Below are 22,549 nucleotides of genomic sequence, written 5' to 3' on the forward strand. Positions count from 1 at the left end.
ATGCAGCGCATCCCTCTTCTGATCATCGGCGGCGGCATCGGCGGCATGGCTGCGGGCCTGTCCCTGGCCCGCGCCGGATTCGACGCCCACATCGTCGAACAGGCCCCCGAATTCGGGGAGATCGGCGCCGGAATCCAGCTCGCCCCCAATGCGATGCGGGTCCTGGACGGCCTCGGGGTGCTCCCCGCGATCCACAAGCTCGCCGTTCGGCCGCGCAACCTCGTCTTCATGCACGCCGACACCGGCGAACACCTGACCACCATCGACTTCGGCGAGAGGTTCGTCGAGCGCTACGGCCAGGCGTACAGCGTCATGCACCGCGGCGACCTGCTCGACGTCCTGCTGGAAGCCTGCCGCGCCCACCCGCTCGTCACGCTGGAGAACAACCGCCAGGCGGTCGACATCCGCGACGCGGGCGACGCCGCCGAAGTCCGTTTCGCCGACGGCGAGACCTACCGCACCGACGCCCTGATCGGCGCCGACGGCCTGTGGTCGCGGGCCCGCGCGCTCCTGTCGGACGACCGGCCGATCGCCGACACCTACGTCGCCTACCGCGGCGCGCTGCCGATGAGCGGGATCACCGTCCCCCTCGAACCGGACGACGAGATCATCTGGATCGGCCCCGACAAGCACCTCGTGCAGTACCCGATCCGCCGCGGCGAGCTGTACAACCAGGTCGCGGTCTTCCGCAGCTCCGGTTACACGCCCGAGCTGGAGCACACCACCGAGTGGGGTACCCCGGCCGAGCTCGACGCGGCCTTCGCCGGCAGCCACGAGCATGTCCGCGCGTCCATCGGCCTGTTCAACCGCGACCGGCGCTGGGTCATGTACGACCGCGAACCGCTCGCCACCTGGACCCGCGGCCGCATCACCCTCCTCGGGGACGCCGCCCACCCGATGGTGCAGTACCTCGCGCAGGGCGCCTGCCAGGCGATCGAGGACGCCGAATGCCTGGCCCGGCAGATGGCCGCGTACGGCGGCGACCCGGAGAAGGCGTTCGCCGCGTACCAGGCCGAACGCATCCCGCGTACCGCCCTGGTCCAGCGCGTGGCCCGCGGCTGGGGCCAGGTCTGGCACGACGACGACGTCATCGCCGCGCTGCGCGACCGTGTCTTCCGGGGCCGGGCCGCCGACGACTACAGCGACCTGGACTGGCTGTACCGGCCCGCCGCGATCCGACGAGGAAACCCACGCTCATGAGCATCGAAATCGACGAGGTCGTCCGCGCGAGCGGAGCGCTCGCCGCAGCCGGACTGACCGACATGGTCTGGGGCCACGCCGCCGTACGCGACTCCGAGGGCCGCGGCGTGTGGATGAAGGCGTCCGGCTGGGGCTTCGAGGAGATCGACGCCGAACGCGTCCTCCTCGTGGACCGCGACGGCGGCGTCCTGCACGGCCAGGGCAAGCGCCACATCGAATACCCCATCCACACCGAGATCATGGCGGCCCGGCCCGACGTCGGCTGCGTCGTCCACACCCACGCGCCCGCGATGAGCGCCTTCGCGTCACTGGACACGCCCCTGCTGCCGATCTCCCACGACGGCGTGCTGTTCAACGACCCGCAGATCCCGCGCTTCACCCACACCGGCGCCCTGATCGCCGACGCCGACCTCGGCAGCGCACTGGCCGAGACACTGGGCGACGGCATCGCCTGCCTGATGCCGCAGCACGGCGCCGTCACCGCCGGCCCCGACGCGGCCACCGCCGTCATGTACGCCGTCCTCCTCGAACGCGCCTGCCGCACCCAGCTCATGGCGATGGCCGCAGGCGGCCCCAAGGTCTGGTCCGACGACGCGGAAGCAGCGTTCAAGCGCGACCAGGTCTGGAACCCCGCACAACGCGACGCGGGCTACGCCTACCTGAACCGGCTCGCCGACGGGAGCACGCCATGACACCGAACGCCACGCCCACCGAGCCGGAGACGATCGCCGCCGAGCAGGAGCTGTACCGCGACTTCGCCAAGCACGGGCTCATCCCGCTGTGGACACAACGCGCGGACCTCATGCCCAAGACGCCGACACCGCGCGCGGTGCCGCACATCTGGCACTGGGACGACCTCTACCCGCTCGCGGCCCGCGCCGGCGACCTGATCCCGGTCGGCCGCGGCGGGGAAAGGCGCGCCATCGCGGTGTCCAACCCCGGGCTGCCGGGGCTGCCCTACGCGACGCCGACCCTGTGGGCGGCGATCCAGTACCTCGGCCCGAACGAAGTCGCCCCCGCCCACCGGCACAGCCAGAACGCGTTCCGCTTCGTCCTCGAAGGCGAAGGCGTCTGGACCGTCGTCGACGGCGACCCCGTCGCCATGCGCCGCGGCGACCTGCTGCTCACACCCGGTTGGCACTTCCACGGCCACCACAACCCGAACCCGCAGCCGATGGCGTGGCTCGACGGCCTCGACATCCCCCTCGTCGCCTACACCGACACCGGCTTCTTCGAGTTCGGAGAGAACGGCGTCCAGGACCGCTCGACACCGGACCGGTCCCGCTCCGAGCGCCTGTGGGGCCACCCCGGACTGCGGCCACTCTCGGCCCCGGAGCCCACCCCCAACTCACCGCTGGCCGCCTACCGGTGGGAGCACACCGATGCCGCGCTGACCGCCCAACTCGAGGTCGCCGCGGAAGGACACCCCGGCGCTCTCGAACCCGGACACGCGGCGGTCCGGTTCGCCAACCCGACCACCGGCTCGGACGCGCTCGCCACGATCCGCACCGAGATGCACCGCCTGGCGGCGGGCCACCGCACCATGGGCGTCCGGGAGACCGGCTCCAGCGTGTGGCAGGTGTTCGACGGCGCCGGCGCCGTCCACCTCGACGGCGTCCGCACCGACCTGGTGCGCGGTGACGTCATCGCCGTGCCCTCGTGGTGCGAGGTCGTCTTCGAAGCACACCGCGACCTCGACCTCTTCCGCTTCTCCGACGCCCCCGTCTTCGAAAAGCTCAACCTCGCCCGCAAGGAGTACTCATGAGGCTGGCAACCATCCGCACCCGCGGCACCACCGCCGCCGTCCGCGTCGACGACACCGAAGCCGTGGAGATCGGCTACCAGGACGTGGGCGCGCTGCTGGCCCGCCCCGACTGGCAGGCCCGCGCCGCAGCAGCAGGCGGCCCCCGCCACGACGTGGACACCCTCGACTACGCGCCCGTCGTCCCCACCCCGCAGAAGATCTTCTGCGTCGGACTCAACTACCGCTCCCACATCACCGAGATGGGCCGCGAAATCCCCCAGTACCCGACCTTGTTCGCCAAGTTCCCCGCGGTGCTCATCGGCGCGTACGACGACATCGTGCTCCCCGACGCCTCCGAGGCCATGGACTGGGAGGGAGAAATGGCCGTCGTCATCGGCAAGCGGGCCCGCAACGTGTCGGCGGACGAGGCGGAGGCGCACATCGCCGGCTACTCGGTCCTCAACGACCTCACCGCCCGCGATTGGCAATACCGCACCAAGGAATGGCTCCAGGGCAAAGTCTTCGAAGCCACCACGCCGTTCGGCCCCCACCTGGTCACCGCCGACGAAGCCGGCCACGGCGTGGCACGGCGCCTGACCACCCGGGTGGACGGCGAGACCATGCAGGACGCCGGCACCGAGGACCTCGTCTTCGACGGCGCACACCTCGTCGCGTACCTGTCGACCATCATCACCCTCGAACCCGGCGACGTGATCGCCACCGGCACCCCCGGCGGCGTCGGCCACGCCCGGACACCCGGACGCTACCTGGCCGACGGCAACAGCCTCGTCACCCGTATCGAAGGCCTCGGGGAATGCCGCAACACCTGCATCCGGCAGAAGCGCGATGACGCCTGAGCCTCCCACCCGTTCGACGGTCCTGGACTGGCTCGACGAGGGAACCCGGCTGCTGCACGTGGCAGCAGCCGGCCTGGGCGACCGCCAGGTCGCCCAGGCCTCTGCGCTTCCCGGCTGGACGAACGCACACCTGCTCACCCACATCGCCCGCAACGCCGACGCCCTGGCCAACCTGGTCGACTGGGCAGTCACCGGTATCGAGACCCCGATGTACCCGGGCGGGCCCCAGCAGCGCCTCGACGACATCGACGCCGGCGCACGCCGCACCGTGGTGGCGATCCGCCACGACCTCTTCATCAGCAGTACCCGGCTGCGTACCCGCCTGACCGGCATGACCGACGATGCATGGGGTCGGACCGTCCGCACCGCTCAAGGGCGCCGGCTCCCCGCGACCTCCATCCCATGGTTGCGGGTGCGCGAAGTCTGGATCCACGTCGTCGACCTGGGCAGCGGCGTCAGCTTCGCCGATGCGCCGGACGATCTCGCCGACGCCCTCCTCGACGACATCGTCGCCACCTACGCCACCAAGGGAACGAACGCCCCGGCCATGACCGTACGCACCGTCACAGACGGATGTGTGCGGTCCACCCGGCCGCCGGGGCCGGGGGAAGTCCAGCACGAGATCACCGGAACAAGAGCCGACCTCCTCGCCTGGCTCACCGGGCGCGACGACGGCCACAAGCTCCACCACACCGACACCTCCCTCCCCACACTGGCCGCTTGGCTCTGAGATGGGCGTTTAGCGTGGGCGAGTTACCCCTTATGCCCTATTCTCATTTGGCTCGATAGCCTGGGCTGGTGTCGATGGTTGAGCGTTTGGTGCCGGATGAGTTGTACGAGCTCTTCGAGCGGGTGGTCCCTCCCGCTCCGGTCCGTCCGCAGGGCGGTGGCCGGCGGCGACACGGCGACCGCGAGGTGCCGGCCGCGATCGTGTTCGTGGCGACGACGGGCTGCACCTGGCAGCAGTTGCCGCCTGTGTTCGGCCCGTCCGGACCGACCGCGCACCGCAGGTTCACCGAGTGGACCAAGGCGCGGGTGTGGGCGAAGCTCTACCGCCTCGTCCTCGACGAACTCGGTGCGCGGGGGGAGTTGGACCGGTCGCGCTGCGCGATCGACTCGGTGAACATGCGGGCGATGAAAGGGGGGAGCTGACAGGTCCGAATCCTGTGGATCGGGGCAAGAAGGGCTCGAAGATCCACCTGATCACCGAACGGACAGGTCCGCCCCTGTCGATCGGCATCTCCGGCGCGAACCTCCACGACGGCTCTCGAACCGCCGGTCCTCGGCATCCCGCCGATCCGCTCCCGCCGCGGCCCACGCCGCAGGCGCCCCGCCAAACTCCACGCCGACAAGGGCTACGACTACCGTCACCTTCGTCGTTGGCTGAGCAAGCGCGGCATCCGGCACCGCATCGCCCGCAAGGGCGTCGAGTCCTCCGCTCGACTCGGCCGCCACCGCTGGACCATCGAACGCACCATGTCATGGCCGGCCGGATGCCGACGCCTGCACCGCCGCTACGAACGCAAGGCCGAACACTTCCTCGCCTGCACCCTCATGCGCTACCGCAGACTCACCAAATGAGATGGCTTCTAATACTGCAACGGTGTTTCCCGTGACGGTTCGTGTGTTCAGTCGTTGATGATGTGCGTGTGTGGGCCGGGGAGTTGGAGCGGGTGCACGGGCGTCTCTGCATCGGTTCGGGCGGGCGGAGCCGCGGGAGAGCGCGCTTGCGTACATGCGCGGGTTGATCGCGCCGTTGGAGCGCAAGAACGGGTGGACGCTCGCGGAGGAGGCCGGGCACGGCGGTCCGGACGGGATCCATCGGTTGCTGAACCGGATCGACTGGGACGCCGACGCGGGTGCGGGCGGCCGGTTCGGGGAGAGGCGTGACGAGGATCTGGTGCAAGTCCAGGAGTCGCTTTGCGTCTTGGTACTGGATGGACAGATTGGTGCGTTTGACGCCCATGAGCTGAGCCAGGAGCGTCATGGTGATTGCTCTGCGGCGGCGCAAGATGGCGGCCAAGAGCCGGTGGAGGTGATCCACGCTGCTGATCTGCGGGTGGCGGTAGCCGCGCGGGCGATGGAAGCGTCGCTGGAATGCCGCCTCGGCCATGGCGTCCCAGCAGGGTTCCGAGACCACCACCAAATGCGCGAACGCGGTCCGTGACATGCCGGTCAGGGCCGGATCGGTGAGCATCGTGGTCAGGGCCGGGTCGATCCTGCGAGTGCCTGCTGGTGCCTCTGGTGTTCGGGGTGGGAGGGGAGCCAGCTTGTAGTTCCAGTCGCCGTGGAAAGGCATTCGGCGTGATCGGCAGGGCGTGGAACTTGGCGGGCGGGACGCTGACGCCCAGGTCGTACTTGCCGGTGTCCAGTTCGGCCCCGATGGTCAGCCCGGTCTTGGTGGTGGCGGCGATGGTCTCGAGAACGACCTGGTAGCTGGTCAGCGGTCGCCCTCGCCAGTTCGCGGTGATGTGGCAGAACATCCGGTGCTCGATCTTGTTCCACTTCGACGTTCCGGGAGGCAGGTGGCAGACCGAGATCTCCAGCCCGCTTTCCCGGGCGAAAGCGGCCAGGTTGCTCTTCCAGGTCCAGCGGCGAGGGTCGTTGGAACCGCCGGAGTCAGCGGTGATCAGGAGCCGACTGGCATGCGGATGGTCGGCCTGTCCGCGGTGCTGCCACCAGCGGCGGATGGACTCCATCGCGAACTGGGCGGTGTCGTGGTCGGTGCCGACGTTGACCCATCCGGTGTTGTGGGCGATGTCCTAGATCCCGTAGGGAATCGCCATCGGCTGATCGGTGGTGGTGAATGTGTGGCAGTCCACCTTGATCGCGTCCTTGCCCACCCGCCAGGTGCGGCCGGGCCGGTCGCGGTTGCCGAGCCATTCCTTGGCCTTGGTATCGACGCTGATCACCGGCTGAGCGTCGTTGAGGAAGGCGGAGGCGGTGGTGTTCAGGTGGGTGAACGGGGCATCGCGGTTCGGATGGCTGATGCCCTCCGTCGTCTTCGCGGTGCCCTGCAGGCTGTATCCCAAGGTGTGCAGCAGGTGCCCGACAGTGGACGCGCTGACGGGATGGCCTCGTGCCGTGAGGGCCGAGGCCACGACCCGCAGCGACAGCGTGGTCCACCGCAGTGGAGAAACGGGGTCGCCCCGGGTGTGTGGCTCGATCAACGACTCAAGTGCGGGCACCAGGCCGGGATCGGTGTCCGTCAGACGCTTGCGGCCGGCACCTGGGGCCCGGATCCGGAGGGTTGGGACGGAGCCATCAGCCAACTCGGCGATACCACGCGCGACGGTGGCAGTACTGGTGCCGGAAACCGCGGCGACAAAGGCGATCCCGCCGTGACCGAGGGCGGTGGCCTCGCTGGCCAGGTACAACCGACGCCGGCGCTCACAATATCTGATCGAACTTGGCCCGCAGCACGCGGACATCGACGCGGTCAGTCAGAAGCGGAGCCATCGTCCAGGCTCCCACCAACTCCCCTTCTACCGTGCACTTATTGAAGGACAGGCCCCGGGGACGAGCGACTGTTGCCAACTGGCTGTGAAAGGTGTCCTCGCCGTCGTCGAACTGCCAGGCGCAGGACCAGCCGCCGGGCCGGTGGGAGTCGAAGTCCAACCGGAGCGTGCCGCGAAACAGCGCGGCCACCGACTCGGCGGTGATATGGGCCTCGGCGCTCCGCTCGAAATTCTCGACGAATAGGGGATCCCAACCCCCTGCGTCAGCTACCCGGACGCCGTGGCTGATGCTGGAGGCCCTCACGAACGTGGTGACCAGGTCCTGTTCCCACGCCTGGTCCAACTCGAAGGAGACCGTCAACGTGAAGGCGGAGGCCTCGTTGTGGCCGGCCCGCTCGTACAAGGAAAGCAGATCGTGCTTCTCCGGGTCGCGGTGGCGGCCCAGGAACGCGGATACGACGTCGAGGATCCGGCACGGGTTCGACTTGCCCGCGGCGTTCGGGCCGGTGACCACGGTCAGACCCAGCCCCAGGTCCACGCTCACGTCGGCGAAGCACAAGAAGCCCTGTGCCGTGATCCTGCTGATCCTCACCCCTGTGCCCCCGCCCGTCCATTGGCCACCGGCGAGGAACCTCCCAGAAGCTGCGGCGCCCGGCCGCCGATGCGCGACGTTTGGTCCGGGGCGGTCCGTACCCCTGCGGATGCGGCAGCCGATGGTCGATTCTCACGGCGTCGAGGGTCGTCCGTGCGTGTCGACGGCTGGGGTAACGCCGTGATCCCTTCGCGGGGTTCGTCGCCGGTGTGTACGTCCCGGAGCGGGCAGACCCGGACGCCGACACCACCAACTCCCCATTGCCCCGCAGGGACACCACACAGCCTCGTTCACGCCCACGACACAGCCCCGGCCGCGTCGGTACCCCCCTGGTGCCAGCCGGAAGGGGTCCGGACGCCGTCGGCCGACGGCGAAGCCGCCCGCGTCGGGCGTCCCCACGCGGTGATCGCCGATCCACCCGCTTTCCCAGGGGCGGACGCCTACGAACGCGACACCTGCCTCAACCCCCGCTTCCATCCCTACGCGTGCACCCATGAGCGCGGCACGGTGGCCCGCTCCGCTCCCGCTGCGCCGTAACCACGCTGAAGCCGGCCGCGAAGGGCCTTCAACGGGCTCCGGTGTCGGTCAGGAGGCCTCGCACTCCGATGGCGTTGGGGTGTCGCTCGGCAAGTCGGTGACGATGCGGCGGATGGCGGGTCGGTCGCGGACTTCGCCGGGTGCTTCGCGGTGGGCGGCGGCAAGAGCCGTAGCGGCTTGTTCGGGTTTGCCGAGTTGCCACCAGGCGCGGGCGAGGTCGGTGTGCAGGCGCCCGCGTCGCTCGGGGTGGGGAACTGACCCGGGTGCAGCCGGCGTCCGGCGTGCAGGGCCGCGCCGGCGTCGCCCAGCGAATACAGCACCCCCACCTCATACAGTCCCACCGACGCCGGGGTCACCGTGAACACCGTCCGAGCCTCGGGCCCGGCCGGGACCCGCTGCACGGCGCGTTCGGCGTCGGCCATCAACTCCAGCGCGTTCGCCCGGTCGCCCGCCCCGGCGCAGGTGTATGCGGCGGTGCACAGCCATCTGCGCGTAGGCGGCGGCCTGTTGCGGTGTGGCCAGTCCGGTGGCCTCCAGGCGCGCGGCCGCCTCCAGCGTCACGCGCTGCGCCGTGGCCTCCTGCCCCTGGTGACGCAACACGATGCCGAGCATCCGCGCCGACGATGCGGCGGCCAGCGGCGATCCGGACTGGTGTGCGTACACCGTCGCCCGGTCGGCGGCGGTCCGCGCCCGCTGGTACTGGCCGATCTTCGAGAGCGTCTCGGTCGCGAGGTCGTAGCACGCGGCCAGGCGCGCGAACGCGCCCTGATCGCCGGCGGCGGTGTCGGCATGGGTGTGCCCGGCCGCGAGCAACTCCGGCAACGCCGGGATCAGGGCCGCCTGATCGCCCCCGTCGTACAGGCGGCGGGCGCGCCCCAGCAGGGCGGTAAGCCGGGCGCCGGTGGTGGTGGGGGAGGAGCGGTTGGGGATCGAGGCGAGCGCCTGGTCGACCCCCGCCGAGCATCGCGACGGGAACGGCCGCGAGGGATGCGGTCAGCAGGCGGCGTCGGCGCATCGAGTCGTCCTCCTCGTCCCGCCGCACGGCGGTCCGGGCCACCCGGGCCGGTAGCGGCGCGCTCACGCCCAGTGCCGCGCCCAGCACCCCGGCGGGCATCTCCACCGCATCGGTCAACCGGCGCAACACGGCCACGTCCAGACCCGAACGCGCGCCCGACTCCAGCCGGGAAACCGTCGACGCGGAGTAGCGTCGGCGAACGCCGCTTCGACGCCCGGGTCACCGTCGTCGACGACCGCGTGTTCACCGCGGCGATCACCACCGACGGCCACCTCGACTGGCGCACCGCCGGCACCGCCTGCCGCTACGCGCCCGTCACCGCGCCCGCCGGCGTCGAGGCCGCCTGCGTCGAGCACGTACGCGACCTCGGACTCGTCTACGCCGCCCTGGACTTCGTCGTCGCGCGATGCGCTGGACGGTGCGGTCCGGCGGGGCCTGGTGGATGTGCTGGTGCACCACCTGCGGCGCGGCGGCCGGCTGGATGGGGGTGGGGAGGTGGTCGGCGTAGGTGTAGGTGCCGTCCGGGAGTTGCACGACCCGGACCGGCTCAGGCAGGTGCGACATGGGTTCTCCCAGGTCAGAGGCGGCGGCTACAGTCGCGGCCGTGGGGGTCATTGAGATCGAGGTGGATCCACTGCCGTGCAAGTGGTGTAAGCGGCCGCTCGAAAAGTGCCGCTGGTGGGCACCGAAGCGCTTCTGCGGCAACTGGCACCGGGCGAAGTACCGGGTGGTCGAGTCGTGGCGTTCGTAGTGGACTAGAGGTGCGCGTGCGCACCCGGCTCAGCCCTTCGGCGTGAAGGTCCCGCCTCTACAATGGCCTGTGGGGGACCTGATAGGGATTTGGCTGGTCATCATCGTCAGCGTCGCCGGTTGCGTAGCCGGGATGGTGGCGATCCGGTCCGACATCGGACTGAAGTGCCGAGGCATACGCGTGGACGCCGAGGTCGTTGGGGTGCGGGAGTGCGAAGACGGTGACGGCGACGTGCACTTCTACCCGATCCTTCGTTTCATGCTTCCGAGCGGTGAAACGGTCCGGGGCGAGTCGTACGCCCGTATCAACGAGTACGTGGCCCCGGACACGATCAGCGTGGTGTACGACCCCCGTCATCCCGAAACGTTCAACGAGAGCCCCGGTACTGGGATTGTCGGCGGTGTTGTCGCACTGGCCTTCTGCGGACCCTGGTTCGGCGCCGGCCTGTGGTGGCTCTTCCACTGACCCGCACGTCCTGTACATGCTAGGCCCGGCTCAGCGCCGGCACCCGCAGGCGAGCGTCGACCTGGACGCCGCCGCCGAGATCTACAGCCTGGGCGCCGCGTTCCGCTGGGCCTGGACCGGCCGCAACCCCGCCACCACACGCGGGATGGAAACCGGCGTCGACGCCCGCGACATCATGGAGGACATCGCCACCGGCCGACACCGCGTTCCCCTGGCCCAGGCACGACCCTGGCCGGCCCCCGAACTCGAGGGCCTCATCGAGAACGCGATGACACACCTCGCCGACCGACGCCGGCGGCCCGTACCTGTGCGGTAGGCATGTTCGGGACGGCTCTCGCAGGTGCGTCGGGCCGCGGGCCGGGTTCGCGAAAGGGGTGCCGGCGGGAGCTCGACCAGGCGTCGTGGGTTGGATCCGGCAGGCTCAGTCCACGGGTCGAAACCTCGACCTTGCCCCCTGGGCCCGTTCCGCATCTGGACGTTCGCCGGCAGGTGCCTGGACGCTTCTCCCCCTCCACCCCAGCAGCCGGTGCACTGCGCCCGTTGCGCGACTTGGACGCGCCGGAGCTGGACGAGGACGACGACGGGGTGCGCAGGACCGAGGGGTCAGTGGCCGACCAAGACGGTGATCAGCGTGCGTGCCCTCGCCGGTCGGGCGCTTCGCGGCGGTCGAGACCCGCTGCCTGGGACCCCCGGCTGGGGTGGCTCAGCAGTCTCGGCCCTGGATTTGCGCGGCGGCGCGTTGCAATTCGGCAAGGACCGTTCGGACGGCCATTCGGGCGGTTCGCTCGGGCCGGTGGAGGACGTCGATGGCGCGTCGAGCATGTACTCCGCTGAGCGGTCTGAGGACGACATCCGGGTGCGGCCGGGCGGTCCACCGGGGCATCAGCGCGAGGCCGCCGCCGGCGGCGACGACCTCGGTGACCACCGCGAATTCGTTGATGCGGTGGACGATGTCGAGTCGGCGGTTGGCGACGCAGGCGATGGCCTCGATGGTGGACATCAGCGGGAAGCCGTCGTGCACCGTGATCCACGGCTGGTCCGCCACGTCCCGGGGCGTGAGCAGAGGCTTGGACGCCAACGGATGGCCGGTCGGCAGGGCGACATCGAGGGGCTCGCGCAGCAGCGTCGTGGACGTCACGCTGTGTGGCCACGGCGCGCCGTGGTCGAGGCGGTGGGCGAGCACGAGATCGTAGTGACGGGTGAGAGCGGGGAAGCGGTCCTGGACGACGTCCTCGTCCGAGAGCGCCAAGCGGGGTCGGCCGGGGCCGGCGAGGTTGCGCAGCAGGGGCGGGAAGAACGCGGACGCTGCGCTGTGGAACGCGGCCACCGACACGTCGCCGTCGGGTTGCTCGGCGAAGTCGGTGATCGTGTGCCGGGCCTGCGCCAAGGCGGTCTCGACCTTGATGGCCGCCGCGGCCAAGGCCAGCCCGGCGTTGGTCAATACCACGCGACGTCCGGCGCGTTCGGTGAGCGGGACGGGGATCGAGCGCTGCAGCAGTCGCAGCTGCTGCGAGATCGCGGAAGGTGTCACGTGCAGTGCCTCGGCGACCGCGCTGACGCTGCCCAGGTCTCCCAGTTCGCGCAGGATGCGCAGCTGCCGTTCATCCACTTTGACAGTGTAGGGCTGCTACACCTTAGGTTTAGAAGTTGATCGTAGCCTTCAAACTTCCGGTGGGGCAGCGTGGGGGCATGCATGTTGCCCGCCGCACCGATGCGGTACTTCTCCTGGTCGCGCTGGTCTGGGGTTCCAGCTATCTCGCGGCCAAGACGGCCACCGTCGCACTCCCGGTCCTGGCGGTCCTGTTCGCCCGGTATGCGATCTCCGCGCTCGCGTGTGGAGTTCTGGTCGCCTCTCGCCGCCGGAGGCGCCGCTGGTCCCGCGCGGAGGTTCACGTCGGGTCGCTGCTGGGAGTCACCCAGGCGGCCGTGCTCGTGCTGGAGACGTACGGGGTGGCGTACACCAGCGCCGCGAATGCCGGGCTGATCATCAGCCTGACCATCGTGCTGACACCGCTGTTGGACCGCACCGGCAGCCGCCGGCTGCCGTGGACGTTCTTCCTGGCCGCCGGACTCTGCGTTGTGGCCGTCAGTCTGCTCACTTCCAGCACCGGGGTGCACGCACCACGGCTCGGAGACGTCCTGATGCTCGCCGCCGCAGTCGTCCGGGCCGGGCACGTCGCTCTCGTCGGACGGCTCACTGCGGGCCGTTCCATGGACCCGCTGCACCTGACGACTGCTCAGACCGTCGTCGGCACGGCATTGTTCCTGCCGCTCGCCGTCACCCACCTGCCCGCTCTGGTCCACAGCAATGCCACCACCTGGACCCAGCTGATCCATCTCGCCCTGTTCTGCAGCGTGTTCGCCTTCCTCGCCCAGACCTGGGCCGTGCAAGGCACTTCAGCCAGCCGGGCCAGCCTGCTGCTGGGCACTGAACCGATCTGGGCTGTCGCCATCGGGATCAGCGTCGGCGGCGAACGGCTCACCCTCTGGGCCACTCTCGGCGCCATGCTCATGATCGCCGGAACCTACTGGGGACAGGCCATCGAACGCACCCACCGCACCACCACTGCAAGAACCGAAAAAGAGGATGACACGTGCCCGACAATGACACCTACCACCGCCTGATCACCCTGCTCGACACCACCCAGACCCCCTATCAGCTCATCGATCACGAACCGGACGGCACCACGAACTCGGTCAGCGCCCTGCGAGGACACCCCGCCTCCCAGGCAGCGAAGTGCATCATCCTCAGAGTCAAAACCGACAAGAAGACCACCCGCCACGTGTTGGCGGTCGTCCCAGGCGATCGGCGCGTCGACCTGGATGCCGTCCGCATGCTGTTCAACGCCCGCTACGTCGGATTCAGCGACGCCGCCACCGCCGAACGGCTGTCCCACGCCGTACCTGGCACCGTCCTTCCCTTCGCCTTCGATCCCGACCTCGAACTCGTCGCCGACCCCGCGGTCATCGCCCAACCGCAGCTCTATTTCAACGCCGCTCGCCTCGACCGGTCAGCAGCCATCTCAGGCGCCGACTATGCCCTACTCGCCCAGCCACGCATCGAGCCGATCGCCTGCCCAGAGCCTGGCAAAGCCCGAGAAGCCACACCGTCATGAGCGCAAGGCCGTCTGACCCGAACGTCGGTAAACGATCGAATGACGAGAAGCCGCCCGTGCGTCCATCGACACGGCGAATCGTCCCCGGGTGCGATGGCGCGGGGGCCGTACGGAGCGTCCAGGGTGGCTTGTTGTGGGCTTCCTGGTAGTACCGGGACGAGCTCATGGCCGCCTTGGAGGCTCGTTCGGTTCGGTGGGACTGTCTGCCGACTCGCCTCCGGGAGGGCCGGAGAGCGCCGATGGCGGAGCCCGTGGAGCGGGCCGGGTCCGGGCGCCGGGGTCGGGTGGTGAGTCTGCGTTGTCGTTCGGCGGTTTCTCATCGGACTGTCCGTGGGGGCGTGGGCGCGAAACCGGGACCCGTCTTTATCCGTAGGGGAGTTGGTGATCTCGTCCCGGCCGGGTGAGTGAGACGACACCCCGGAATCGGCCGGCCACACGGCGAGAATGCCCTGTGCGAGTGTGTGGTGTGGTGTGGTGTCAGGGAGGTGGGTGTCAGCGGGGCCGGTTTCGGTGATTCAGCGTTGAGCTGGGGTTTTGTCGGCTGTCACGGGGTGACCGATCTGCTGTCGTGGCCTGCCCAAGGGCGCGCATTCCTGTGTCGCTCGGTGCGGACGGAGGATGTGCTGGCGGGCATGAGCGCCAAGTCGTCTTCGCCGTCCGAGCCTTCGGTCCCGGGTGAGCCCGGCATCTCCTCGCTCGCGGTTGCACAGGCTTTCTCCGTCGCTTCGCCATTACAAATCCGGTCCCTGGCACGCCGGTTGGCGGTGGGCCGTCTTCTCGTGCTGGACAAGGCGGGGACGGTGGAGACGGTGCGCGTGCGGATCGCCGCGGCCACGGCCGGGGTGTCGCTGCGCACCCCAGGGCGTGTTCCCCACCCACCGAGATGCTTGTGTGACGTGAACGCCATGATCACCCGGGAAGCCGATCCGCCCGAGTGGATGGGCTGCACTGACCGGGTCTTCCTGCCGGTTTCAGCGACCGAGGCCGGCCCGGAACGTGCCGCCCCGATCCTTGTCGATGCCGCTCGTCACGCCTGGCGCGTACAGCACGTCCGCCGCCTGGGCGCCGTTGGTGCGATCGATGCGGGTCCGCGCGTAGGTCTTGACCACGTCCCGCACGGGGGTAGTCCGGCGGCCGCCAGTTGCGCCTTTCCCTTGGTGGTGACCAGGTGCGATAGGTCCGGACGCGGTGTCCCGGACATGTCGAGATCGACGAAGGTGTAGCGAGGGTTCGCGTTTTGGGGGTACGGCTGGGGCGTCTTCGTACGGTCGTGCGACGCCTTGAGCGTTGCCCCGGGGCCGGGCGTGAAGAGGTGCGACGGCGGCCTTGAGGCGGGCGAGCAGTCTTTGGCTGACTTCGTGGGCCTGCGAGCCGTTGATGATTGCCTGAGTACACAGGTCGGCGGTGAGTTCGGCCGAGTTGGTCGTCGGATAGATTCCGACCTCCGCGGCGACGTCCTTCGCGAAGACCTTGTAGGGCGAGATGCCCAGACGCTTGCCCAGGGTGGTCATCACGTCGCCGATGATGGCCAGTGGATGATCCGGCACGACGTTGGGCTCCTGCCACTCCGGATGCGCGAGGGCGTCCATCACCGGATGGATGAACTCGTGCAGGCCGATGGCCTTGGGGGGAGCCCATGCCCGCGCCCTTGTGCCATCCTCGGTCGGCCCCCTGGCGCTGGAGGACGGCGGCGCGTTCGCGCCTGGTGCGTTTGCGGCTCACCCAGGTGTGATTGACCACGAGCTCCGCGGACGCCTTCTCGAACCTGTGCTCGGAGTCCGTGGTAATCGAGGTGCACGCCCTCGCCGTACAGTTCAGCGGCAGTTTGCCGGCGCGGACTCTGCGGGTCGGGGTGTCGGGAAAGTGCGACGCACCCGCACGCCGTCGGCGAAGGATCGCACTGTTTCGAGATCTGCGTCCCGCCCGAAATCGACTCTGACATCTCGGACGTGCCCCTGTGCGTCCATCAGCCCTTTGGCCAGGATCTCCTCCACCTCGGCCACGGTGCGCGCCCGGACGAGATCGGGGTCGGAGACCGGGTAGGGGTCGCCCCGCGTCCCCGCCCGCCACAGCGCGGCCCGCAGCGGGTTCACCTGATCTCGCGGGGTGTCGGCGAACCAGCGCCCGTTCACCACGGAGCACGGACGGGAGAGGAAACCGAAGGCATGGAGGAAGGATCCCACGCGTCACCGTTTCGACGCCAAGAGAACTCCGTGACTGTCGTCGACGGATGAGCCTGGGGGGTGGTGTTTGGTGTGTGGGTGGTGGTGTGGGCTGGGGTGTCGCGGGTTGGGTGAGAACGTTTCGTGGCCGTCCGGGTGGGGGTGGTGCGTGGTCTGGCCTGGGATTGTCGCGGTTTCGTTGAGAACACGCGGGTGTGTCGCACATAGCCCCGTCCGTCCAAGAAGCCGTTGCTGTATCGAACGTGGCGTCGATTTATAGGACTTGGCTTCTCGCTGGGGTGATCTTGGCGTTGGCTGTGCATGAAGACAGGGCCCCTTGGAATCTCGGTGGTTGTCTACGCCGACGAGGTCCAGGAGGCCCTGTTGTCAAGGTTGTACGCGGTCGCGGCCGTCGAGTCCAATTCGTCGCGCAGGGAGTGTGATTGTCTCGCGCACGTGTACGGGAACGCGGCCGGTCAACCTGACCGGGTGCGCACGTATCCGTCGGATATGACGGACGTCGAGTGGCAAGTCGTCCGAGCCGCGTTGCCGGTGCCGGCCCGGCTGGAGGGCCGGGGTGGGCAGCTGGAGGCGTACTGCCACCGGCAGATGATCGACGCGATGCGTTATCTGGCCGACAACGGCGTGAAGTGGCGGGCGCTGCCCGCCGACTTTCCCGCCTGGACCTGTGCCTACGCCTTCTTCCGCCGCCGGCGCGACCACGGCCTGATCCACGAGATCCACGATCCGCCGGTAATCCGCCGCGAGAACCTCGGTCGCCACCCCCTCGCGCCGATACGGCACCACCGACCCCTGCACCGCGGCCTTCACCGCCGCCGGCCCCGGAACCGCGCTCTCGGCGTCCTCCGTGCACGCCGGCCCATCGAGAGCCTCCGCGAGTTCCGCGACCGCGATCACCCGCCGTTCCAACACAGCCTCGGTCTCCCGCAACGCGGTCGACACCCGCTCTGCCTCCACGCGCAGTTCCTCGACCCGAACCCGCGCGGCCGTCTCCCGTGCCTCCAGCAACCCCATCACCGACGCCACAACAACCCCCACGAGCGAGACATCCCGACGCGGTGATCTCTCCCGCACAGCAACCGAGTTCACGCCTGACCAGCGGAAACCCAGCGATCACGTTCGATAAGACAACGGCCTCTGAGTACGATCGCGGCCGAGACCGGGATCCACCGCAACCTCGTCGCCGAACAGGCGAAAGCCGCCGGCATCCACGCCAACCCGGGTACCCGGCGCGCCACCATCGACCCGGACTGGCTCCGCGAGCAGTACACCACCCTCCGCCGCACCCTCGCCGCCATCGCCGCCGACCTCGGGGTCTGCACCGCCACCGTCCACAAACGGGCGCTCGCCCACGGCATCACTCTCCGCGAACCCCGCCTTCGGGCGAACCCTCCGGAAACAACGGATCGACCCAAGGCGCCGTGAATCGAATCGATACCTGCGACCGAGCCGGACCGTCCGTGTCGGCGTGACGCGGGACTCCGGTCGCCGACCGAGCCTGATTCCCCGTGTCCTCTGCGCGGGGGGTGGGGCCCAGGCACGGTACGAGCCGGCCACCGCGCCCGGGGCGGCCGTGCCTTTCCGATCGTCTGTTCCGTTGTGTTTTCGAGCCGCGGAACAGATGCTCTACGTGTGGAGTGGGTGATACCGCGCCGCTCGCCGGCGCGGGCTATCCGCTGCCGGTTCTGCTCGGAGTCGGCAGCAACAGCCCGGCCAGGTACTCGCGGAACCCGCGGCGCTGTGCCAACGTCGAGAAGAGGTCGTCAAACCGCGCGGCATAGGCCTCCAGCGGCCCCGATGCAGGCGGACAGGGCACACTTGGCCATCGCAACCCCCCGAGGCGCAGGCGAAGTTCCCTCCCATCGGCGCACCGCCGACCCTGACCCGCTGCCAACAAACCACCGGTAGTACTCCAGCCGTAGATCGTTACCTGATGCTGCTCACGCGCCCTGTCACGAAACACCGAGGCCAACGCCGTGCGCAGCCCGGCTCCCTCAGGTTGAGTTCATTACCGGGCCCCGCGCCGGACATCCCCGTCTCCGTCCCGTCAGCTACGGCCGCGCGGCAGCTGAGGGCCGCGGCCGTGGTGGCTATCAGCATCACAGCCGCGACGCACAAGGCGACCCGCAGGCCACACATCAAGCATCGCTCGCCGGTGGTCGTCGTCGAAGTCGGTCCCGACTTCGGGGCCCTCGTCGTCCCCGGCGTCGGGCCACCGGCCGAAGGGCCCGGTGCCGCCGGGCCCGGCGCCGAGCACGCCCGGCCCCTTCGTGCGATGCACGGGCAGCCGGATCACACCCGAGTCCTCTCGCCCGTCGGCTCCGATTGGGCGTCCGGGGCAGTACGGCCGGACACCGCCGCTCGATCAGACTCGGGCCCACACTTCGCGCACCAGGTCACCCACCCACCGGGCGTGCGCGTGACGACGCCCTTGCGCGGCGCCACGTAGATGCTGCACTCGCGATTCGCGCACGCACCGCCGAACCTGTTCGCCGTGCTCATCCGACCACTCCCGTCGCCGACGTCCATCCGAGTAACTTCCGGACATCCTCGCGCGGCGGCGAACCCGGGCCCGCGCAGACACTCGGCCGAGCTCCGCCACTGTTTCATCGATGGTCGCCGACACACCGACCAACCGCTCTCACCAGCACCGCGTCCCGCAGAGTGCGGGCCGTCGCCGCGCCGATATGCATACGTTCCCCCAGCGCCTGCGCCGTCACCTCACGGCGCATGGGCGGCCTGCGACCCCCGTCCGACTCACTGCGGTCGGGTGGCCGCCGAACTCGCGAGGAAGTCGGCCCACTGGCGGGCGCCGAAGTGCAGATTCGGTCCCACGATCTTGGAGTCACGCACCCCCACGCCCGGCAGGACGGGCGCGATCTCCACGCAGTTGTCATCCCAATTGCCGCTGTGGCTCGACGTGCGCCACATCACCCGATCGGTCATTGCTTACTCCTGCTTGTGGTCGGTGTCCGTGGTGGACCGGTCCTGGTCGAGACCGGCGTAGATCTCGGTGCCCGGGTGGGCGGCGATGTCGTCCGCGGTGCTGCGGTAGCGGCTCGCGGTGTCGCGGTGTTCGTCGGCCACCGGGGGGCTCTACTGCGGCGAGTCCCTTGGGGCGAGGACACCAATTCGGGAACAGACGGGCGATCCCTTCACGGACCCCACGATCCCACCCGATCGACACGGGCGATTCCCGATCACGCAGGGGACTCGTGATCCTTGTTGACTATGAGTGATGAATCTGAGACAGGGAGTATCGATCCTCGTGCGCTTCCCGTCGAAGCATTCACCCGCTCCGACCACGCCCGGATCCGACTTGGAATGGCGATCGCAGTAGGTGCATCCGAACTGGACCGCGTCGTGAGGTCGCTGTGCCAGGACATGGCCATGGCCGGGGACTACGTCCAACAGGTCGAGGGCGTGCTGCGATCTATGGAATCGTTGCGCAGTACGGCCATCGTCGCGGAGCGGCTTCGTGGGACCCCGTGGGAACGCATCGGCCGCGCGCTGCACACCAGTGCCGAGGAGGCCGAGAAGACGTGGGCCCGCCACGTCCGCGACTGTGAGGAGCAGACACCCGCGCAGTCCGCGTTTGTGCGCGATCCCGGCGCGTACGCGTTCGTGGTCGACGAGTACGCGGTGATGGGCCTTCCGTGCCGGCCTGCCGAACCGCCGCGGCCGTTGACGCCTTCCCTCGATGCCGCCGCGTCGATCACCGGGCGCGACGTCGCGGACGCCGACCGGAAGTTCGCGGGCGTTCGGGAGCGTGCCCATTGCGGCTGTGCCGCGTAGCGGTCCTCGGAATCGCTGTGGGAGGAGACCCGCGACACCGGCCTACGCGTCCTCGCCGTGTGCCCCGGCGCCACGAAGACCGAGTTCTACGACGCCGCCGGCAGCCAGTCGGCCGACTACGGCACGAAGAAGCGGGCCACCCCCGCCGACGTCGTCAGGACGGCCCTCGACACGCTCGACCGCCGCTCCGCGCCCCTGTCGGTGATCACGAACGGCCGCCCGCTCGCCCTCGCCGGCAAGTTCCTGCCGCGCCGCCTGACCGTCCGGTTCATGGGCCGGATGGCCCGACGCCAGCCACGCTCCTCGCCCGTCGCCCTCACCGGCAGCAGTCGCCGTCACCAGCAGTAAGGAACAACATCATGACCATCTCAAAAGTCACACCACAGCCCACGGACGCGGAGCGGTTCGGTCGCATCCTCGCTGTTCAACGCGCTGCCTTTCTGCCTCAACTGCCGCTTCGTGCGGCCCACATCGCGTAGTTCTTGCGGGCGCGTACCGTCGCCGCGTGATCGGGACCGAGTACGCGTTCCCGATCGGACACCACCTGCGCGAACAGATCCCGGGCACGGGCCGCGTCGCCGGTCTTCCCTGCCGCGGTGGCGACGAAAAAACGGCTTTGAATGCTGTCGGGGTGGTCCGCGCCGAGCACACGCCCGCGATCGCGGGCCAGCTCGGCGGCGAGTTCGCCGGCCCGCTTCCAATCGCCGCATTCGGCGGTCCAGTGGACGAGGCCGTGGCGGACCGTGAACGCCTCGGTGGCGTCCCGGCCGAACACCAGGTCGGTGCGGCTCGTCAGTTCGGCGTAGAGGTCGCGAGCCGCGGCCGCGTCGCCCGCCAGACCGGTCAGTCGCGCGTAGTGGCGTCGGGACCGCAGGGTGTCCGGATGATCGGGTCCGAGTACCCGGGCACGGTCGCGGGCCACGGCGGCGCACAGGTCCCTGGCCCGCGCCGCGTCGCCGGCCCTTTCCGTCGAAAGTGCGTGCCTGTAGCGGCTGTCGAGCGTATCGCCGTGGTCGGGGCCGAGCAGGCGCTCGCGATGCAACACCAAGGCGGCGTACAGATCCCGAGCCCCGGCCGCATCGCCGGTCTCGTCGGTCCAGTGCGCGAGATTGTCGCGGGCCACGAGCGAATGCGGATGATCGGGGCCGCAGGCCCGTTCCATGCCGGGGATCAGCTCGGCGTACAGCTCCCGCGCCTTCGCGGGATCTCCGGCCCTGCCGGTCCACGACCCGAGCGACTGGGCGACCGACAACGTGGTTGGATGGTCCGGAGGAAGCGCTCGCGCGCAGTCGGACGCCAGATCGGCGAGACGGCTCCGGGCCTTCGCCGCGTCACCGAGTTCGCCCAGCAGTTCGGCGTGCCAGGCGCGGGTGGAAAGCGTGTCGGGATGATCGGGTACGAATACCCGGGCACGGTCTGCGAGCAGCGTTTCCATCAGGGCGCAGGCAAGCGCCTTGTTCCCGGCCTTCTTCGTCCAGACGGCGTGCGCGCGGCGCACGTGCAGCGTGTCGGGGTGGTCGGGTCCCAGCACGCGCGTGAAATCGGCGACACCCGCGGCGTAGAGGTCGCGGGCCCGGCCGGCGTCCCCCGCCTCCCCAGTGGCGCCGGCAAGCCTGGCGCGCGCCCTGAGGGTTTCCGGATGGGCGGGGCCGAGTTCACGCTCGCGGTCGGCGGCCTGGGCCACATATGTGTCAAAGGTATCGGCCGTGTCGCCGGAGTCGGTGAGGTCGCGCGTCCGTTGCCAGGTGTCCTTCTTCACCGTGGTGGCGACGACCGTCGCCGTGAGCGTCGCTTGCGTCTGACGGGCGTGCGCCGGCGACCCCGGTGCCGCATGCAGCTTCGAACTCTCGATCCGCTCCACCGCCGTACCCGGCAGCCAGCTTGCCGCCAGATGCGCGTCCGCGACGCCGCTCCTGACGGTCTCGAACCTCTTGAGAACCTCCTGGGAAGTGACGCGCTCCCGTGGGTCCTTGGCGAGGCACCGCGCCACCAGGTTCATCAATTCGTCGGGCAGGCCGCTGAGATCCGGGTCTTCGTAGAGCGTCCGCTCGAAGGTCTCCCACGCACTGCGGCCGACGAACGGAGGGTGGCCCGTCGCGGCGAACGTCAGCACCGCTCCCAGTGCGAAGACGTCACTGTGCGTCGCGGCGCCGCCGCGGATGTGCTCAGGTGCCATGTAGCCGGGGGTGCCCAGCAGTTGGCCCGTCGCGGTGTGCGATGTCGCGCTGTCCTCCGCGGCCTTCGCGATACCGAAATCGATGACGCGCGGACCGTCGAGGGTCACCAGGACGTTCCCCGGTTTCAGGTCCCGGTGCACCAACCCGGCGCGGTGTACCGACTCCAGGGCCTCGGCGATCCCCGCAGCCAGCCACCACACGGCAAGCGGCGGCAGCACGCCGCACTGCGCGACCAAGACGTCGAGCGCCGGGGCGGGGACGAAAGCCGTCGCGATCCATGGCATGGGCGCGTCCTCGGCGGACACCGCGACCACGGGGGCGGTGAACGCTGCGCTCACCCGTTGCGCCGACCGCGCCTCACGGACGAAGCGCGCCCGAAACCCGGGGTCTTCGGCGAGGTGGGCGCGGATCGTCTTCACGGCGTACAGCCGTGTGCTTTGTCCTTGTGCGAGATAGACCCTTCCCATCCCGCCCTGCCCGAGCAGCCGAAGAGGCCTGAACGGCCCCAGACGCCGCGGATCGTCATCCCCGAGTTCGGTGCCCCACACCGCTCCGCCCATTGCCACGCTGTCCCCCAAGCTTCCGACCGGTTGAGATCTCGGCGGCGTCACAGGCATGCCGACGTTGGCGGCAGCCGCTGTCGCGCCACGCCGAAAGAT

At 69.6% G+C, this 22,549-nt stretch carries 20 protein-coding genes and 4 pseudogenes; 14 read left to right on the forward strand and 10 right to left on the reverse strand.

The window, feature by feature from the left end; translation table 11 throughout:
- The 7 genes and pseudogenes from ACZOOI_RS44565 to ACZOOI_RS44595 all read left to right on the forward strand — a co-directional run.
- Nucleotides 1-1,200, forward strand: coding sequence for an FAD-dependent monooxygenase (locus ACZOOI_RS44565; protein WP_465282529.1), 1,200 nt, complete (start codon nucleotides 1-3; stop codon nucleotides 1,198-1,200).
- Entirely contained in the window at nucleotides 1,197-1,892 is a 696-nt protein-coding gene (locus ACZOOI_RS44570) for a class II aldolase/adducin family protein (protein WP_465282530.1), read from the forward strand. The genes ACZOOI_RS44565 and ACZOOI_RS44570 overlap by 4 nt, the downstream gene beginning before the upstream one ends.
- Nucleotides 1,889-2,965 carry a cupin domain-containing protein gene (locus tag ACZOOI_RS44575; protein WP_465282531.1) on the forward strand — a complete coding sequence of 359 codons (1,077 nt, stop codon included), beginning with the start codon at nucleotides 1,889-1,891 and terminating at the stop codon, nucleotides 2,963-2,965. The genes ACZOOI_RS44570 and ACZOOI_RS44575 overlap by 4 nt, the downstream gene beginning before the upstream one ends.
- Nucleotides 2,962-3,801, forward strand: coding sequence for a fumarylacetoacetate hydrolase family protein (locus ACZOOI_RS44580; RefSeq protein ID WP_465282532.1), 840 nt, complete (start codon nucleotides 2,962-2,964; stop codon nucleotides 3,799-3,801). Before ACZOOI_RS44575 ends, ACZOOI_RS44580 begins: the two co-directional genes overlap by 4 nt.
- On the forward strand, nucleotides 3,791-4,531 hold the full coding sequence (locus ACZOOI_RS44585) for a maleylpyruvate isomerase family mycothiol-dependent enzyme (RefSeq protein ID WP_465282533.1): 741 nt from the start codon (nucleotides 3,791-3,793) through the stop codon (nucleotides 4,529-4,531). The genes ACZOOI_RS44580 and ACZOOI_RS44585 overlap by 11 nt, the downstream gene beginning before the upstream one ends.
- A gap of 74 nt (nucleotides 4,532-4,605) precedes the next feature.
- Nucleotides 4,606-5,382, forward strand: a pseudogene (locus ACZOOI_RS44590) (IS5 family transposase).
- 41 nt (nucleotides 5,383-5,423) lie between these two features.
- Nucleotides 5,424-5,656 (forward strand): annotated as a pseudogene (locus ACZOOI_RS44595) (IS701 family transposase); the annotation flags it as partial.
- Here ACZOOI_RS44595 and ACZOOI_RS44600 read toward each other — a convergent pair.
- From ACZOOI_RS44600 to ACZOOI_RS44610, 3 genes and pseudogenes are all read right to left on the reverse strand, one after another.
- Nucleotides 5,643-7,260, reverse strand: a pseudogene (locus ACZOOI_RS44600) (ISAzo13 family transposase); the annotation flags it as partial. The pseudogenes ACZOOI_RS44595 and ACZOOI_RS44600 overlap by 14 nt on opposite strands.
- A gap of 1,455 nt (nucleotides 7,261-8,715) precedes the next feature.
- Entirely contained in the window at nucleotides 8,716-9,210 is a 495-nt protein-coding gene (locus tag ACZOOI_RS44605; RefSeq protein WP_465282534.1) for a hypothetical protein, read from the reverse strand.
- Between the two features lie 595 nt (nucleotides 9,211-9,805).
- Nucleotides 9,806-9,967, reverse strand: a pseudogene (locus ACZOOI_RS44610) (DUF6251 family protein); the annotation flags it as partial.
- A 229-nt stretch (nucleotides 9,968-10,196) separates the two neighbouring features.
- On the opposite strand from ACZOOI_RS44610, the gene ACZOOI_RS44615 reads away from it, so the two are divergent.
- Together ACZOOI_RS44615 and ACZOOI_RS44620 are read left to right on the forward strand one after the other, a co-directional pair.
- Complete coding sequence (locus tag ACZOOI_RS44615) at nucleotides 10,197-10,619, forward strand: DUF3592 domain-containing protein (RefSeq protein WP_465282535.1); 423 nt, start codon at nucleotides 10,197-10,199, stop codon at nucleotides 10,617-10,619.
- 16 nt (nucleotides 10,620-10,635) lie between these two features.
- Complete coding sequence (locus ACZOOI_RS44620; protein ID WP_465282536.1) at nucleotides 10,636-10,935, forward strand: hypothetical protein; 300 nt, start codon at nucleotides 10,636-10,638, stop codon at nucleotides 10,933-10,935.
- 387 nt (nucleotides 10,936-11,322) lie between these two features.
- On the opposite strand, the gene ACZOOI_RS44625 is transcribed toward ACZOOI_RS44620, so the two are convergent.
- A complete protein-coding gene (locus ACZOOI_RS44625) occupies nucleotides 11,323-12,228 on the reverse strand; it encodes a LysR family transcriptional regulator (protein ID WP_465282537.1) in 906 nt (301 codons plus the stop codon).
- Nucleotides 12,229-12,308: 80 nt separating this feature from the next.
- Here ACZOOI_RS44625 and ACZOOI_RS44630 point away from each other — a divergent pair, with 80 nt between their 5' ends.
- Both ACZOOI_RS44630 and ACZOOI_RS44635 read left to right on the forward strand, forming a co-directional pair.
- Entirely contained in the window at nucleotides 12,309-13,244 is a 936-nt protein-coding gene (locus ACZOOI_RS44630) for a DMT family transporter (protein WP_465282538.1), read from the forward strand.
- Nucleotides 13,214-13,735 carry a YbaK/EbsC family protein gene (locus ACZOOI_RS44635; protein ID WP_465282539.1) on the forward strand — a complete coding sequence of 174 codons (522 nt, stop codon included), beginning with the start codon at nucleotides 13,214-13,216 and terminating at the stop codon, nucleotides 13,733-13,735. The genes ACZOOI_RS44630 and ACZOOI_RS44635 overlap by 31 nt, the downstream gene beginning before the upstream one ends.
- A 971-nt stretch (nucleotides 13,736-14,706) precedes the next feature.
- On the opposite strand, the gene ACZOOI_RS44640 is transcribed toward ACZOOI_RS44635, so the two are convergent.
- Nucleotides 14,707-15,324: a hypothetical protein gene (locus tag ACZOOI_RS44640; RefSeq protein ID WP_465282540.1), complete on the reverse strand. Its 618-nt coding sequence runs from the start codon at nucleotides 15,322-15,324 to the stop codon at nucleotides 14,707-14,709.
- Nucleotides 15,325-15,549: 225 nt separating this feature from the next.
- Nucleotides 15,550-15,918, reverse strand: a complete 369-nt coding sequence (locus ACZOOI_RS44645; protein ID WP_465282541.1) for a hypothetical protein — start codon at nucleotides 15,916-15,918, stop codon at nucleotides 15,550-15,552.
- Nucleotides 15,919-16,407: 489 nt separating this feature from the next.
- On the opposite strand from ACZOOI_RS44645, the gene ACZOOI_RS44650 reads away from it, so the two are divergent.
- Nucleotides 16,408-16,980 (forward strand): transposase, encoded by a 573-nt coding sequence (locus ACZOOI_RS44650; RefSeq protein WP_465282542.1) that lies wholly within the window; start codon nucleotides 16,408-16,410, stop codon nucleotides 16,978-16,980.
- A 51-nt stretch (nucleotides 16,981-17,031) separates the two neighbouring features.
- On the opposite strand, the gene ACZOOI_RS44655 is transcribed toward ACZOOI_RS44650, so the two are convergent.
- From ACZOOI_RS44655 to ACZOOI_RS44665, 3 genes are all read right to left on the reverse strand, one after another.
- Nucleotides 17,032-17,271 (reverse strand): hypothetical protein, encoded by a 240-nt coding sequence (locus ACZOOI_RS44655; RefSeq protein ID WP_465282543.1) that lies wholly within the window; start codon nucleotides 17,269-17,271, stop codon nucleotides 17,032-17,034.
- 1,404 nt (nucleotides 17,272-18,675) lie between these two features.
- Nucleotides 18,676-18,864 (reverse strand): DUF397 domain-containing protein, encoded by a 189-nt coding sequence (locus tag ACZOOI_RS44660; protein WP_465282544.1) that lies wholly within the window; start codon nucleotides 18,862-18,864, stop codon nucleotides 18,676-18,678.
- A gap of 3 nt (nucleotides 18,865-18,867) precedes the next feature.
- Nucleotides 18,868-19,005, reverse strand: coding sequence for a hypothetical protein (locus ACZOOI_RS44665; RefSeq protein WP_465282545.1), 138 nt, complete (start codon nucleotides 19,003-19,005; stop codon nucleotides 18,868-18,870).
- A 237-nt stretch (nucleotides 19,006-19,242) separates the two neighbouring features.
- On the opposite strand from ACZOOI_RS44665, the gene ACZOOI_RS44670 reads away from it, so the two are divergent.
- Nucleotides 19,243-19,713 (forward strand): hypothetical protein, encoded by a 471-nt coding sequence (locus tag ACZOOI_RS44670; protein ID WP_465282546.1) that lies wholly within the window; start codon nucleotides 19,243-19,245, stop codon nucleotides 19,711-19,713.
- Nucleotides 19,714-19,770: 57 nt separating this feature from the next.
- On the forward strand, nucleotides 19,771-20,061 hold the full coding sequence (locus ACZOOI_RS44675) for a hypothetical protein (protein ID WP_465282547.1): 291 nt from the start codon (nucleotides 19,771-19,773) through the stop codon (nucleotides 20,059-20,061).
- 97 nt (nucleotides 20,062-20,158) lie between these two features.
- Here the strand turns inward: ACZOOI_RS44675 and ACZOOI_RS44680 are convergent, their stop codons facing one another.
- The gene (locus ACZOOI_RS44680; RefSeq protein WP_465282548.1) at nucleotides 20,159-22,450 is read right to left on the reverse strand and encodes a serine/threonine-protein kinase; all 2,292 of its coding nucleotides are present in this window, start codon (nucleotides 22,448-22,450) and stop codon (nucleotides 20,159-20,161) included.
- Between the last annotated feature and the right edge of the window lie 99 nt (nucleotides 22,451-22,549).

Source organism: Embleya sp. L77 (genome assembly GCF_055557415.1).

Coding starts and splice junctions, on each gene's coding strand:
- ACZOOI_RS44565 (WP_465282529.1), top strand. CDS start 1: ATGCAGCGCATCCCTCTTCTGATCATCGGCGGCGGCATCGGCGGCATG.
- ACZOOI_RS44570 (WP_465282530.1), top strand. CDS start 1,197: ATGAGCATCGAAATCGACGAGGTCGTCCGCGCGAGCGGAGCGCTCGCC.
- ACZOOI_RS44575 (WP_465282531.1), top strand. CDS start 1,889: ATGACACCGAACGCCACGCCCACCGAGCCGGAGACGATCGCCGCCGAG.
- ACZOOI_RS44580 (WP_465282532.1), top strand. CDS start 2,962: ATGAGGCTGGCAACCATCCGCACCCGCGGCACCACCGCCGCCGTCCGC.
- ACZOOI_RS44585 (WP_465282533.1), top strand. CDS start 3,791: ATGACGCCTGAGCCTCCCACCCGTTCGACGGTCCTGGACTGGCTCGAC.
- ACZOOI_RS44620 (WP_465282536.1), top strand. CDS start 10,636: ATGCTAGGCCCGGCTCAGCGCCGGCACCCGCAGGCGAGCGTCGACCTG.
- ACZOOI_RS44630 (WP_465282538.1), top strand. CDS start 12,309: ATGCATGTTGCCCGCCGCACCGATGCGGTACTTCTCCTGGTCGCGCTG.
- ACZOOI_RS44640 (WP_465282540.1), bottom strand. CDS start 15,324: ATGGACGCCCTCGCGCATCCGGAGTGGCAGGAGCCCAACGTCGTGCCG.
- ACZOOI_RS44650 (WP_465282542.1), top strand. CDS start 16,408: ATGACGGACGTCGAGTGGCAAGTCGTCCGAGCCGCGTTGCCGGTGCCG.
- ACZOOI_RS44660 (WP_465282544.1), bottom strand. CDS start 18,864: ATGACCGATCGGGTGATGTGGCGCACGTCGAGCCACAGCGGCAATTGG.
- ACZOOI_RS44670 (WP_465282546.1), top strand. CDS start 19,243: ATGGCGATCGCAGTAGGTGCATCCGAACTGGACCGCGTCGTGAGGTCG.
- ACZOOI_RS44680 (WP_465282548.1), bottom strand. CDS start 22,450: ATGGGCGGAGCGGTGTGGGGCACCGAACTCGGGGATGACGATCCGCGG.